Raw genomic sequence first — 12,251 nt, forward strand, 5'->3', positions numbered from 1 at the left:
AAAGGTTTTATGACAGGCAAAAAAAAGCCCGCTGGGGAACGGGCAGGTACTGCTTTCTAACGGATGAGCTGAGACTACGTAGCGAGGTGTGAAAAGTTTGTGAAATTAAATCAACAGGAAAATGATCATTCTTCTGTAGGCCATTTCGCGGAAAATCGGTCCTGGAAAAATCAAAACCCCGCTCTGATAGGCGGGGTCTGAACCGTTGAATGTTACTTCCTGGGAGGCGCCGCCACCCGAGGCAAGAATTTCGTCCTGGCCCCTTGGGGCGCCTTGGATTTCAATTTTCGGGTCTGGACCGGGTCTTCGCCAAACCCCGCCACATACTCTGTCTGGCCACATTGCACGCAATTGTTGATTGGTAACTCTGCCCCGTCGTCTTCGATATACGGATCAGCCATAGCTCTTCCCCTCTCAAAGCGGGATCGATACCGGCAAGCCCTATTGCCTGAAAAATACCGACCACCAAGGCTTTTAAGACTAGTCGGTCATTACCGGACTTGTAATTCAGATTTTGCCATGCCCGACGAATGGACCGCGTCGCTTCCTACAAATCAACCCGGCGGATAAACAAGATCGCCGCCCCACTCACCTCAACTTGACGGCCGTCCCGGTCACAAACACCACCACCATCCCGCCGTTGCCGGACGGCATGCTGATCTCAAAATCGAGTCCCACCACCGCATCCGCCTGAAGAGCCCGCGCCCTCTCCTTGATCTCGTCGGTCGCCTGAATCCGCGCTTCCTTCAACGCCCGCTCCAACGTCTGAGAACGACCACCGAAAAAATCCCGCATGCCAGCGAACATGTCGCGGATAACGTTGACGCCCTGCACCGACTCAGCGCTGACGATGTCCAGGTAGGCGGTGATTTGTCGGCCTTCAATGGTTTGGGTTGTGGTGATGATCATCGGAATTCCTTCTTCACGGGGGCAGGCATTATTCGCCGACAGCCAACGGATGAAAACAGAAAAGCCCAGCATCGGCTGGGCTTTTGAATTCATATTTCGCTCAAGTATCAGGAAATGTATCGGGCGTTGGGCAACTGCATCAACAAGGTCATAGAAGCTTGATCAACACCGTCGTAATGGTTGCCACCGTTCCAATCAATCCCGTCGCAACAGCCACCGGATACCAAAAAGTTTCACGGGTCATCTTGCCAGCTTCGGCATTCAGTTTGCGTTGTTCAGAGAGCAACTTGACGATCTCTACGTGAACCTTTTCCAGCTCGGCCTGTTTCATGGTCATTTCCTGCATTCTTGCGTATGTCCGTCTCGGATAAGGGAGAGCGCCACTTGCGCTGCTCTTTGATTCATTTTGTACCTTTGAAGAGCAAAACAAAAACCCCTACCCAAAGCAGCTCATCAGAGGTGCAAGCCCCATGGAAGCACCGAAACAACTGGCTTTCCAGCATTACTTCCGACACCCCAATGACTGTTCCTACATTACTTCAGGACGTTTCTCCACCGATTGAGCTGCTTCCAAATCGGAGCCGTGACTATTTTTCAGTCTCCCAGAAACCACAAAACCCCTGATTTCTCTCGAAATCAGGGGTTCTGGTTACATCGAATTTGGCGGTGAAGGAGAGATTCGAACTCTCGATACAATTTCTTGTATACACACTTTCCAGGCGTGCTCCTTAAGCCACTCGGACACTTCACCGTATCTCGTCAAACATGTTCTGTCTGTCGAGGCGCGCTAATGTAGTCGAAAGCTTTTGCGATGGCAAACTTTTTTTTGCAGAATTTTCATGCGCTTAGCGTTTCAGTCGTTCCAGCAGATTCCGGGCCATGGCAAACCTGCCAATCTCCGGCTTCGCACCCTCTTCTATAGAGGGGGGAATACGTTGTGGGGACGGCGGGCTACGCTTGCCGGGCGGGGAAAGGGTGACTGGCGGGTCAGTCACGGCGCTTTACCTGGCCTGTCGCGGTGGGTAACGTCTGCCCCAACTTTCATATAAGGAATAGCGTCATGAGTGAGTTGATTTCCTACCATCTCGAAGACGGTATCGCGACCCTGACCTTGAGCAATGGCAAGGTCAATGCCATCTCGCCAGACGTGATTGCGGCGTTCAATGCTGCGCTGGATCAGGCAGTGACTGATCGTGCGGTGGTGATTATTACCGGTACGCCCGGGATTCTGTCCGGCGGTTATGACTTGAAGGTGATGACGTCCGGCCCTAAAGAAGCAGTGGCATTGGTCACCGCCGGCTCGACCCTGTCCCGTCGCCTGTTGTCGCACCCGTTCCCGGTCATCGTCGCGTGCCCTGGGCATGCGGTGGCCAAAGGCGCCTTCCTGCTGTTGTCGGCGGACTACCGCATCGGTGTCGACGGCCCGTTCAGCATTGGCCTGAACGAAGTGCAGATCGGCATGACCATGCACCACGCCGGTATCGAGATCGCACGTGATCGTCTGCGCAAGTCGGCGTTCCACCGTTCGGTCATCAACGGTGAGATGTTTAATCCGCAAAGCGCTGTGGATGCCGGTTTCCTCGACGTGGTGGTGTCGGCCGAGGAGCTGCAAGGCGCGGCGCTGGCGGCAGCCCGTCAGTTGAAGAAGATCAACATGACCGCGCACAAGAACACCAAGTTGAAAGTGCGCAAGGCACTGCTGGAGACGCTGGACAACGCGATCATCCTGGATCAGGAACACTTGGGTTAAGTCCAAACGCGCTACACCGAAAGCCCGACCGTCGTGTCGGGCTTTTTCTTACACCTATTGTTGAAATCTCAACAACCGCTCTAGAACGCGTCTGACCCACAAGTCGGAAACATGCGCACAAACATCGTCTATCTCCTTCCTCTATAGGGGCAATTGCCGAAAACAGTGCACATCCGTACACTGCGCCACCTTTTGTCCCGGTGGGCCTGCAAATGCTGTTTGTGTTGCGTATGTTATTGATGGGCCTGCACTTTGTTCTGGCGGGCGTGCTGGGAGTGATACTCGGGCTGTGCCGACCGTTCAACCCGGACAACAGCCGTCTGTGCGCGCGCCTGTATGCATGGCCGGCGATGTGTATTTTACGTTTGCGCGTAAAGGCCGACGTCGGGCCGTTGATGAACAAACCCGAGAGCTGCGTGATCATCGCCAACCACCAGTCCAATTACGATCTGTTTGTGTTCGGCAACGTGGTGCCCCGCCGCACCGTGTGCATCGGCAAGAAAAGTCTGAAGTGGGTGCCGCTGTTCGGTCAGTTGTTCTGGCTGGCCGGCAATGTGTTGATCGACCGCGGCAATGCGCACAAGGCGCGCCAGTCGATGCTGACCACCACTCATACCTTGCAGCATGAAGACACCTCGATCTGGGTCTTTCCGGAAGGCACGCGCAACCTCGGTGAAGAACTGCTGCCCTTCAAGAAAGGTGCGTTCCAGATGGCGATTGCCGCCGGGGTGCCCATCGTGCCGGTGTGCGTCAGTACCTACGTCAAACACATGCAATTGAACCGCTGGCGCAGTGGGAAAATTCTGATTCGCTCGCTGCCGGCGATTCCAACCGCGGGATTGAGCCTGGACGACATGCCCCTGCTGATTGCCCAGTGCCGTGAACAAATGCGCGAGTGCATCGAGTCGATGGACCGGCAACTGCAAGCCGCGTAAAAGGAAAACCCGCCTGGTGCGGGTTTTCTTTTGCCTGCGAGCTTTGGCCCACGAACTCTGCGGTGTTTGCTGACTCTCAAGCAGCAGACACGGCTAAGCTTAATAGTGCTTGCCACTGAGTTTTCGCTGATAAAAAACGCTGAATAAGAAGTGAATCAACATCATGGGTAGAGTCGTTGCTGCAGCGGTGTATAGCGCCGGTAAGAAAGTCTCCAATATCACCCTCGACGAAGGCGCTGCCTGGGCTGCAAAGCCTGGCCACTTTGTCTGGATCGGCCTCGAAGAGCCGAATGCGCACGAGCTGGCCAACCTGCAACGCCAGTTCAATCTGCACGAACTGGCCATTGAAGACGCCCTGGAAAAACACAGCCGACCGAAGCTCGAAACCTTCGGCGATGCGTTGTTTATCGTCACGTATTCGCCGATCCGCAATGAAGGCAAACTGGAGTTCATCGAGACTCATATCTTTGCCGGCAACGGTTACATCATTACCGCACGCAATGGTCATTCGGCGTCCTACTCCCTCGTCCGACAACGTTGTGAGGCACGTCCGATTCTGTTGGAGCACGGGGAAGATTTCGTCCTCTATGCCATCCTCGATTTCGTTATTGAAAACTACCAGCCGATGGGCGAAGCGATCCATGCCGAGATCGATGAACTTGAGCGCAACGTGCTGTGTAGCGAGTTGAAGGAACGTGACATCCAGAAACTTCACAGCCTGCGCCGGGATGTATTGCGCCTGCGTCGTTACGCGGGGCCGATGGTGGAAATCGGTGAGGAACTGCAAAAGCTGAGCTTCCCTTTCATCGACAAGAACATGCGCCCCTACTTTCGCGACGTGCAGATTCACGTAACGCGGCAACTGGAGGATCTGACGACCCTGGCGGACATTGCCAGCCAGACGATTGAAGTTGGGGTTTTGCTGGAAGCGGCACGCCAAAGCGTGGTGCAACGCAAGTTTGCGGCGTGGGCGGCCATTCTGGCATTCCCGACGGCAGTGGCCGGGATTTACGGGATGAACTTCCAGAACATGCCTGAGCTGGCGTGGCATTACGGGTATTTTGCGGTGTTGGGGTTTATTACGTTGGGATGCGTGGGTTTGTGGGCGAGTTTCAAGAAGTCGGGGTGGTTGTAGCCAACTCCGAGTCGCCTGGAATAATCGCGAGCAGGCTCACTCCCACATTGGATCTGCGCAATACCGCAGAGCCAATGTCGGCGCTTTTAGCGTCAAACAGCTTCGGGCTTGTGCGCGACAAACCGCATCATCCATTCCGCCACGGTTGTGCCGTGATGCTCATGCTCAAGACTCGCCATGCCCTGGGAATAAACCTTCTCGCCCAGCGCTTCCTGACGGATATCCAGTAACGCTCGCGAGTAATCGTGAATGAATTCCGGATGGCCCTGGAAACACAGCACCTGGTCGTTGATGTGGTACGCGGCGAACGGACAGAAATCGCTCGAGGCGATGACCGTGGCGTTTTCCGGCAGCGACGTCACCTGATCCTGGTGGCTGATCAACAAGGTCAGCTCTTCGCGCAACGGGCTCATCCACGGCGCTTTCGCAGCCATTTTGTATTTGTGCGTGCCGACGCCCCAGCCCTGGGTTGCGCGCTCGCTCTTGCCGCCCAACAGCAGCGCCAGCAACTGGTGGCCGAAGCACACGCCCAGCAGTTTGTCGCCGCGCTCGTAACGTTTGAGCAAGTAGGCTCGCAGGGTTTCAATCCACGGGTCGGTGCCGAAGGAGTCAGCCTTGCTGCCCGTGATGAGGTAGGCGTCGAACGTCAGATCATCGCTTGGGTACTCGCCCTGCATCACGTTGTAGACGCTGAACTCGGCCTCGATGGGTTGCTGCGAAAACAGACGCTGGAACATCTGCCCGTAACCCTGATATTGATCGACCAGTTCTGGACGCAGGATGTCGGTTTCCAGAATGCAGATGCGTAACGACATAAAAAATACCTGACACGTGATGGGAATAATGCACACCCCAGAGCCTGCCTTGAAACACGGTGGCAAGGCAAGCCCCGGAGTGCGTCATACGTCCCTTAAAAGGCCTCCCCTTTGGCGGCTTTCTCCAGCAACAGCGCAGGTGGCGCGAAACGCTCGCCATATTGTCGGGCCAAGTACTGGGCACGGGCGACGAAATCTTTTACGCCGTACTGGTTGATGAACTGCAGCGCGCCGCCGGTCCAGGCCGCGAAGCCGATACCGAAGATCGAGCCGACGTTGGCGTCCGCCGTCGAGGTCAGCACGCCCTCCTCCACACAACGCACGGTTTCGATGGCTTGTACGAACAGCAAGCGATCGCGCACATCCTTGGGCGAAATCTGCCCATCGGCTTTCTCGAAACGGGTTTTCAGTCCGGGCCACAGATGTTTCTGGCCACCGGCCGGGTATTCGTAGAAACCGCCTCCGGCCGCTTTACCGGGCCGTTTGTATTCCTTGAGCAGCAGGTCAATCACCGCGAACGCCGGGTGTTCAATCAGCGGTTTCCCTTCCGCTTGCAGGTCTTTGGCGGTTTGCTGGCGGATATGGTTCATCAGGCTGAGGGACACTTCGTCGGAGATCGCCAAAGGTCCGACCGGCATGCCGGCCTTGCGCGCTTCGGTCTCGATCATCGGCGCGCTAACGCCTTCGCCGAGCATGGCGATCCCCTCGTTGGTGAAGGTGCCGAACACCCGCGAAGTGAAGAAACCGCGACTGTCGTTGACCACAATCGGGGTTTTCTTGATTTGCAGGACGAAATCGAACCCACGCGCCAGGGTTTCGTCGCTGGTGTGGGTGCCCTTGATAATCTCCACCAATGGCATTTTTTCCACAGGGCTGAAGAAATGCAGGCCGATGAACTTGGTTGGGTCCGGTACGGCGGTGGCCAAGCCGCTGATCGGCAAGGTCGAGGTGTTGGAGGCGATCACTGCGTCAGCGCCAACGACCTTCTGCGCGGCCGACGAGACTTTGCCTTTCAATTCACGGTCTTCGAACACCGCTTCGATGATCAGATCGCAACCGGCAAGATCCGCATCGCTCTGCGTGGTGTGAATCCGCGCCAGAATCGCTTCGCGCTGCTCGGCAAGCATCTGGCCACGGGCAACTTTCTTGTCCAGCAGCGCCGCCGAGTGCGCCTTGCCCTTCTCCGCAGCCAGGAGCGTGACGTCCTTGAGCACCACATCAATACCGGCTGATGCGCTGACGAACGCAATACCGGCACCCATCATCCCGGCACCGAGCACGCCGACTTTCTGCGTTACGTAAGGGGCAAAACCTTGAGGTCGCGAGCCGCCAGCGTTGATCTCATTGAGTTGAAACCAGAAAGTACCGATCAGGTTTTTCGCGATTTGGCCGGTGGTCAATTCGGTGAAGTAGCGGGTTTCGATCAGGTGCGCCGTGTCGAAATCCACTTGGGCCCCTTCCACCGCCGCACACAGGATCTTCTCCGGCGCGGGCAGGCAGCCTTGGGTTTTACTGCGCAGGATCGACGGCGCGATGGCCAGCATTTGCGCGACTTTCGGGTTCGACGGCGTGCCACCCGGAATCTGATAACCCTTCACGTCCCAACGCTGCACAGCCGACGGATTGGCCACAATCCAGGCCCGCGCCTTGCTCAGCAACTCATCGTGATCCTTCGCCAACTCGTCAATCATCCCCGCCTGCAACGCTTGTTGTGGCCGGACTTTTTTACCCTCGAGCAAGTAAGGCAAAGCCTTTTCAATCCCCAGCATGCGCACCATGCGCACCACCCCGCCGCCGCCCGGCAACAAGCCAAGGGTCACTTCCGGCAAACCTAGCTGCACCGATGGATTGTCCAGTGCCACGCGGTGATGACACGCCAGGCAGACTTCCCAACCACCACCTAATGCAGCGCCATTGATCGCGGCGACTACCGGTTTTCCGAGTGTTTCCAGCGTACGCAATTGAGCCTTGAGGGTCAGCACCATGTCATAGAAGGCTTTGGCTTCGGGTTTGCCGACCTTGATCAATTCATTGAGGTCGCCACCGGCAAAAAAGGTTTTCTTGGCCGAGGTGATGATCACGCCGGCAAGGCTGTCCTTTTCGGCCACCAGTCGGGCAACGCAGGTGGCCATGGCCTCGCGATAGACCGCGTTCATGGTGTTGGCGCTCTGGCCCGGCATGTCGATGGTCAGGACGACGATCTGGTCCTGACCTTTTTCGTAACGAATGGCTTCTGTCATGTCATTTGTTCCTTAAGGTCGGGGCTCAGAGGCGTTCGATGATGGTGGCAATGCCCATGCCGCCGCCGACACACAGGGTCGCGAGGCCGTAGCGCAGGCGCCGGGTTTCCAGTTCATCGAGCAAGGTGCCGAGAATCGCGCAGCCAGTGGCGCCCAGCGGGTGCCCCATGGCAATGGAGCCGCCGTTGACGTTGACCTTCTCCGGGTCGATGGCCATGTCCTTGATGAATTTGAGCACCACCGAGGCGAAGGCTTCGTTGACCTCGAACAAGTCAATGTCTTCGACCCTCAGCCCGGCCTTGGCCAATGCCTTGCGCGTAGCGGGTGCGGGGCCGGTGAGCATGATGGTCGGATCGGTACTGGTCACCGCAGTGGCAACGATCCGCGCCCGCGGCTGTAACCCCAGTGCCCGGCCTTTGGCCTCGGAGCCGATCAGCATCAGCGCCGCGCCGTCGACGATCCCGGAGCTGTTGCCCGGCGTGTGCACGTGGTTGATCCGCTCGATATGGCTGTACACGCGCAACGCGGTAGCGTCGAAGCCCATTTGCCCCATCATCTCGAAGCTCGGCTTGAGTTTGGCCAGGCCTTCGAGGGTCGATTCGGCGCGAATGAACTCATCGTGATCGAGCAGGATAATGCCGTTCTGGTCCTGTACCGGCACCAGCGACTTGTTGAACGAACCATCGGCCCGCGCCCGCGCCGCTTTCTGCTGCGAGTGCAGCGCGTAGGCATCGACGTCCTGACGGCTGAAACCTTCGATGGTGGCGATCAGGTCGGCGCCCACGCCTTGCGGGGTGAAATGGCTGTGCAGATTGGTTTCCGGGTCCAACGCCCAAGGGCCGCCATCGCTGCCCATGGGCACGCGAGACATGGACTCGACGCCGCCGACCACCACCAGGTCTTCGAAACCGGAACGGACTTTCATCGCGCCCAGGTTCACGGCTTCCAGTCCCGAGGCGCAAAAGCGGTTGATCTGCACGCCTGACACGCTGACGTCCCAATCGGCCACTTGCGCTGCGGTCTTGGCGATATCAGAGCCTTGATCGCCGATTGGCGTGACACAGCCGAGCACCACGTCATCCACTTGGCTGGTGTCCAGCGACATGCGCTGTTGCAATGCCGTGAGCAACCCGGCCACCAGATTCACCGGCTTGACACTGTGCAGGGAGCCCTCAGGCTTCCCTTTGCCACGGGGCGTGCGTAACGCGTCGAAAATCAAAGCTTGGGTCATGACGTCCTCGAACCTGGCGGTGAGTAAACACTGAGCCTCCACCTTATTCCGAGCCCGCACCGATTCAATGACCGCAATGCTCACTGGCGTTGACGGACACGCTCAGACGGACGGTCGCCAACCCGCCGATTAACCGATTCACGTCACCAAGCTGTCTAGCAAAAGGGCGCCCAAGAAGCTGGCAATAGGCCTCATGCCTTTTTAATAGCCTGCAGCAAGCGAACCATATGAAATGGATCTAAACCAAGCGTGACGCGGGCTCTAAGGTGAACATGTACGAAGTTGTCGTCGGGTTTTGCCGAGGCACTCGTCTTACAGGAAGTGCAGCGCTCGCCGTCATGGAGATATGCAGGCAAGCATCAGGAAATAACAAAAAAGGCGGTCAAGCCATGTTCAAACATTCGAAAGTACGTCAAGCCGGGCTCATTTTATTCGCCACTACGCTGTTGTTGATTTTGCCGAACCTGACGAAGGTGATCGGCTAGTCGATCATTTAACGGTGCCAGGTTTTTATATCGCCATCCAAAATATGTGACTGGCTCGCTACCCGGGCCAGCGTGGGTGTGCCAACCTTTAAGGCACTCTCACGACATGGACGGCGATCATCTTGAAAACGCTTATTTTATTCGGGGCCTTGCTGCTTGGCTCGCCCCTGTATGCCGCACAGCTGAATCTGGAGCTGGGCGCGAACAGTCGCACCTGGCAGACCGAGGAGTTGCTCAAGCACCCTCAAGCCCAGACCATCACCATCAGTAACGACGTTTCCTACAAACGGGACATGAGCTATCGCGCCGTTCCGTTGAGCGCGTTGTTGACCGGTATAAAGCCGGACGACCATCTGCAAGCCGTGGCGCTGGACGGGTTTGCCGCGGAGTTGCCGGCGGCGCCGTTACTCAATACCAAGGGCGCGCGCGCATGGTTGGCGATTGAGGACCCGGCCAAGCCGTGGCCACCATTGTCCGAAGGCAAGCACAGCGCCGGGCCGTTTTATCTGGTGTGGACCAATCCACAAGCCGGCAATATCAGCCCCGAGCAATGGCCATACGAGGTGGCAAGCCTCAAGCGCATGGCGCCCGTGGCCGAGCGCTTCCCTGCCCTGCTACCTGATCCTGCGTTGAAGGCGGATGATCCGGTGAATAAAGGCTTTGCGCTGTTTCAGAAAAATTGCCTGGCCTGTCATCGACTCAATGGTGCGGGGGACGCGCAGTTTGGGCCGGACCTGAATATTCCGTTCAGCCCGACCGAATACTTCGGCGCGGAATTTCTCAAGCGCTACATTCGTGATCCGCAGAGTTTGCGCCAGTGGCCGCAGGCGAAGATGCCGGCATTTGCGCCGTCGGTGTTGCCGGATGGCGATCTGGAGATGTTGGTGGGGTATTTGAAACACATGGCGGGGCGCAAAGCCAAGCCCTGACACCTAACCCCTGTGGGAGCAGGCTCACTCCCACAGGGGTTTGTGGTGTTGTGGATTATTGTTGCTGAACGGAGATAACCGGCGCAGGTATCGGCGTTGGCGATACAAACACCTTCGCGTGCATCTGCTCACACCCACCTCCGCGCCGCATACCGCGCACCGGGCAGGCATCCAGATAATCCAGGCCCACGGCCAGTTTCAAATGGCGTTCCGGGCGAGCCAGTTCGTTGGTCACATCGAAGCTGTACCAGGCGTCATCCAGCCAGGCTTCCGCCCAGGCGTGACTGGCCAAGTGCTCGCTGTTCTCGCTGTACAAATAACCCGACACATAACGCGATGGAATGCCCAGGCTGCGCGCGCAGGCGAGAAACGCATGGGTGTGGTCCTGACAGACGCCTGCACGCCCGGCGAAAGCCTGGGCGGCGCTGGTGTCGACTTCGGTGGAGCCCGGCGTGTAGGTCATGTGCGAGTTCAGGCCATGCATCAAATCAATCAGCGCCGTACGATCCCGACGTTTCTTGCATTCTTTTTCCGCAAACGCCCGCAGCGCTTCGTCCGCTTCGGTCAGACGGGTGAAACGCAGGAACGGGAGCGCTGACTGGCTTTCATGCTCGGCTTCCCGCAGTTCGTCGATGTCGACCTGGCCACGGGCGCCGATGATGATCGCTTCATGCGGCTCGTCCATGGTCAGCACGTGCAGGATATTGCCGAACGGGTCCAGTTGCGCACGCACAGGGCGCGGCAGGTCGAGTTGCCAGCTCAGAACATGCTGGCGCTCACTGTCGTGGGGTGTCAGTCGCAAATACTGGATGCTCGCCCGCACCTGATCTTCGTAGTGATAGGTGGTCTCGTGGCTAATGGAAAGTCTCATGCAGCCTCCAGGTAGGAACTGTGAATGGCGTTACCCAACTGGCGCACCAGCGGGATGAACTCGGTCAGCCAGGCGTGCAGGCCTTCGTCGAGAATTTCGGTGATGCCGGTGTAGCGCAGGCGCGCGTCCATCTCCGCCGCCAGACGTTGCGCGGGACGGCCATTGGCCCCCGGCAACTGGGCGAGGATCTGGTCGATTTCTTCGGTGCAGGCGCGCAAGGAACGCGGAACGTCGGCTCGCAACAACAGAAGCTCGGCGACATGGCGGGCGCCGGGCGCGTCGCGATAGATCTCGGTGTATGCCTCGAACGAGGACAACGCCCGCAGCAACGCGCTCCACTGGTAATAGGCGTGAGCGGTGCCGTCGCTGACCGCCTCGGCCTGATCACCGGCCATCTCATAACGGGCGTCGAGCAGGCGCAACGTGTTGTCGGCCCGTTCGATAAACGTCCCCAGGCGAATGAAGCGGAATGCATCGTTACGCATGATCGTGCCGTAGGACGCGCCGCGGAACAGGTGGGAACGCTCCTTGATCCACTCGCAGAAACGGCTCATGCCGTAACGGCTCAAACCCTGATCGGCGATCCCGCGAATTTCCAGCCAGGTGGCGTTGATGTTTTCCCACATGTCAGCGGTGATTCGCCCTCGCACCGCATGGGCACTGGCCCGCGCAGCGCCCAGACAGCTGTAGATGCTGGCCGGGTTGGCGGCGTCCAGGGCGAAAAAATGCAGCAGCCGTTCGGCGTGCAAATCGCCGTGGCGCTCAAGGTAATCGTCCAGGGTCCCGGTGATCAGCAATGGCATGGCCAATTCGTGCAGACCGTCTCCGCGACCATCCTGTGGCATCAGCGACAGCGAATAACTGATGTCGAGCATCCGTGCGAGGTTTTCCGCCCGCTCCAGGTAACGCGACATCCAATACAAATCCGAGGCAGTTCTACTTAACATGGCA

12 protein-coding genes, 1 tRNA gene and 1 pseudogene are annotated in these 12,251 nt (G+C 57.9%); 5 read left to right on the forward strand and 9 right to left on the reverse strand.

Translation table 11 applies throughout. From position 1 onward, the window contains the following. Positions 1-212: 212 nt before the first annotated feature. The 4 genes from HNR03_RS03415 to HNR03_RS03430 all read right to left on the reverse strand — a co-directional run bounded on the left by HNR03_RS03415 (position 213) and on the right by HNR03_RS03430 (position 1,660). Complete coding sequence (locus tag HNR03_RS03415) at positions 213-401, reverse strand: hypothetical protein (RefSeq protein ID WP_259150875.1); 189 nt, start codon at positions 399-401, stop codon at positions 213-215. Positions 402-588: 187 nt separating this feature from the next. Then, positions 589-909, reverse strand: coding sequence for a YbjQ family protein (locus HNR03_RS03420; RefSeq protein ID WP_208671989.1), 321 nt, complete (start codon positions 907-909; stop codon positions 589-591). 148 nt (positions 910-1,057) lie between these two features. Then, complete coding sequence (locus HNR03_RS03425; protein ID WP_208672255.1) at positions 1,058-1,240, reverse strand: hypothetical protein; 183 nt, start codon at positions 1,238-1,240, stop codon at positions 1,058-1,060. 330 nt (positions 1,241-1,570) lie between these two features. Further along, positions 1,571-1,660, reverse strand: a tRNA-Ser gene (locus HNR03_RS03430). Between the two features lie 309 nt (positions 1,661-1,969). On the opposite strand from HNR03_RS03430, the gene HNR03_RS03435 reads away from it, so the two are divergent. The 3 genes from HNR03_RS03435 to HNR03_RS03445 all read left to right on the forward strand — a co-directional run bounded on the left by HNR03_RS03435 (position 1,970) and on the right by HNR03_RS03445 (position 4,729). Beyond that, positions 1,970-2,659: a crotonase/enoyl-CoA hydratase family protein gene (locus tag HNR03_RS03435; protein ID WP_259150880.1), complete on the forward strand. Its 690-nt coding sequence runs from the start codon at positions 1,970-1,972 to the stop codon at positions 2,657-2,659. Between the two features lie 212 nt (positions 2,660-2,871). Next, complete coding sequence (locus HNR03_RS03440; protein ID WP_259150881.1) at positions 2,872-3,594, forward strand: 1-acyl-sn-glycerol-3-phosphate acyltransferase; 723 nt, start codon at positions 2,872-2,874, stop codon at positions 3,592-3,594. A 163-nt stretch (positions 3,595-3,757) separates the two neighbouring features. Beyond that, on the forward strand, positions 3,758-4,729 hold the full coding sequence (locus HNR03_RS03445; protein ID WP_259150882.1) for a magnesium and cobalt transport protein CorA: 972 nt from the start codon (positions 3,758-3,760) through the stop codon (positions 4,727-4,729). 92 nt (positions 4,730-4,821) lie between these two features. Here HNR03_RS03445 and HNR03_RS03450 read toward each other — a convergent pair whose 3' ends face one another. The 3 genes from HNR03_RS03450 to HNR03_RS03460 form a co-directional block, all read right to left on the reverse strand. Next, entirely contained in the window at positions 4,822-5,544 is a 723-nt protein-coding gene (locus HNR03_RS03450; RefSeq protein WP_222585380.1) for an amidotransferase, read from the reverse strand. A gap of 95 nt (positions 5,545-5,639) precedes the next feature. Then, complete coding sequence (locus HNR03_RS03455; protein WP_259150883.1) at positions 5,640-7,784, reverse strand: 3-hydroxyacyl-CoA dehydrogenase NAD-binding domain-containing protein; 2,145 nt, start codon at positions 7,782-7,784, stop codon at positions 5,640-5,642. 25 nt (positions 7,785-7,809) lie between these two features. Then, positions 7,810-9,015: an acetyl-CoA C-acetyltransferase gene (locus tag HNR03_RS03460; RefSeq protein WP_259150884.1), complete on the reverse strand. Its 1,206-nt coding sequence runs from the start codon at positions 9,013-9,015 to the stop codon at positions 7,810-7,812. A gap of 272 nt (positions 9,016-9,287) precedes the next feature. Between HNR03_RS03460 and HNR03_RS03465 the strand changes: the two genes are divergently transcribed. Beyond that, the gene (locus HNR03_RS03465; protein ID WP_222590499.1) at positions 9,288-9,500 is read left to right on the forward strand and encodes a hypothetical protein; all 213 of its coding nucleotides are present in this window, start codon (positions 9,288-9,290) and stop codon (positions 9,498-9,500) included. 106 nt (positions 9,501-9,606) lie between these two features. Beyond that, a pseudogene (locus tag HNR03_RS03470) lies at positions 9,607-10,429 on the forward strand (c-type cytochrome). Positions 10,430-10,484: 55 nt separating this feature from the next. Here HNR03_RS03470 and HNR03_RS03475 read toward each other — a convergent pair. Then, positions 10,485-11,300, reverse strand: coding sequence for a transglutaminase family protein (locus HNR03_RS03475; RefSeq protein WP_259150886.1), 816 nt, complete (start codon positions 11,298-11,300; stop codon positions 10,485-10,487). After that, on the reverse strand, positions 11,297-12,247 hold the full coding sequence (locus tag HNR03_RS03480) for an alpha-E domain-containing protein (protein ID WP_033055742.1): 951 nt from the start codon (positions 12,245-12,247) through the stop codon (positions 11,297-11,299). The genes HNR03_RS03475 and HNR03_RS03480 overlap by 4 nt, the downstream gene beginning before the upstream one ends. Between the last annotated feature and the right edge of the window lie 4 nt (positions 12,248-12,251).

Origin of the sequence: Pseudomonas sp. JAI111 (assembly GCF_024809425.1) — a bacterium.
Lineage (GTDB): Bacteria > Pseudomonadota > Gammaproteobacteria > Pseudomonadales > Pseudomonadaceae > Aquipseudomonas.

Bases quoted from the DNA above. Each gene is read 5' to 3' on its own strand.
- HNR03_RS03450 (WP_222585380.1), bottom strand. From the start codon at position 5,544: ATGTCGTTACGCATCTGCATTCTGGAAACCGACATCCTGCGTCCAGAA.
- HNR03_RS03440 (WP_259150881.1), top strand. From the start codon at position 2,872: ATGCTGTTTGTGTTGCGTATGTTATTGATGGGCCTGCACTTTGTTCTG.
- HNR03_RS03445 (WP_259150882.1), top strand. From the start codon at position 3,758: ATGGGTAGAGTCGTTGCTGCAGCGGTGTATAGCGCCGGTAAGAAAGTC.
- HNR03_RS03455 (WP_259150883.1), bottom strand. From the start codon at position 7,784: ATGACAGAAGCCATTCGTTACGAAAAAGGTCAGGACCAGATCGTCGTC.
- HNR03_RS03480 (WP_033055742.1), bottom strand. From the start codon at position 12,247: ATGTTAAGTAGAACTGCCTCGGATTTGTATTGGATGTCGCGTTACCTG.
- HNR03_RS03475 (WP_259150886.1), bottom strand. From the start codon at position 11,300: ATGAGACTTTCCATTAGCCACGAGACCACCTATCACTACGAAGATCAG.
- HNR03_RS03460 (WP_259150884.1), bottom strand. From the start codon at position 9,015: ATGACCCAAGCTTTGATTTTCGACGCGTTACGCACGCCCCGTGGCAAA.
- HNR03_RS03415 (WP_259150875.1), bottom strand. From the start codon at position 401: ATGGCTGATCCGTATATCGAAGACGACGGGGCAGAGTTACCAATCAAC.
- HNR03_RS03465 (WP_222590499.1), top strand. From the start codon at position 9,288: ATGTACGAAGTTGTCGTCGGGTTTTGCCGAGGCACTCGTCTTACAGGA.
- HNR03_RS03420 (WP_208671989.1), bottom strand. From the start codon at position 909: ATGATCATCACCACAACCCAAACCATTGAAGGCCGACAAATCACCGCC.
- HNR03_RS03425 (WP_208672255.1), bottom strand. From the start codon at position 1,240: ATGAAACAGGCCGAGCTGGAAAAGGTTCACGTAGAGATCGTCAAGTTG.
- HNR03_RS03435 (WP_259150880.1), top strand. From the start codon at position 1,970: ATGAGTGAGTTGATTTCCTACCATCTCGAAGACGGTATCGCGACCCTG.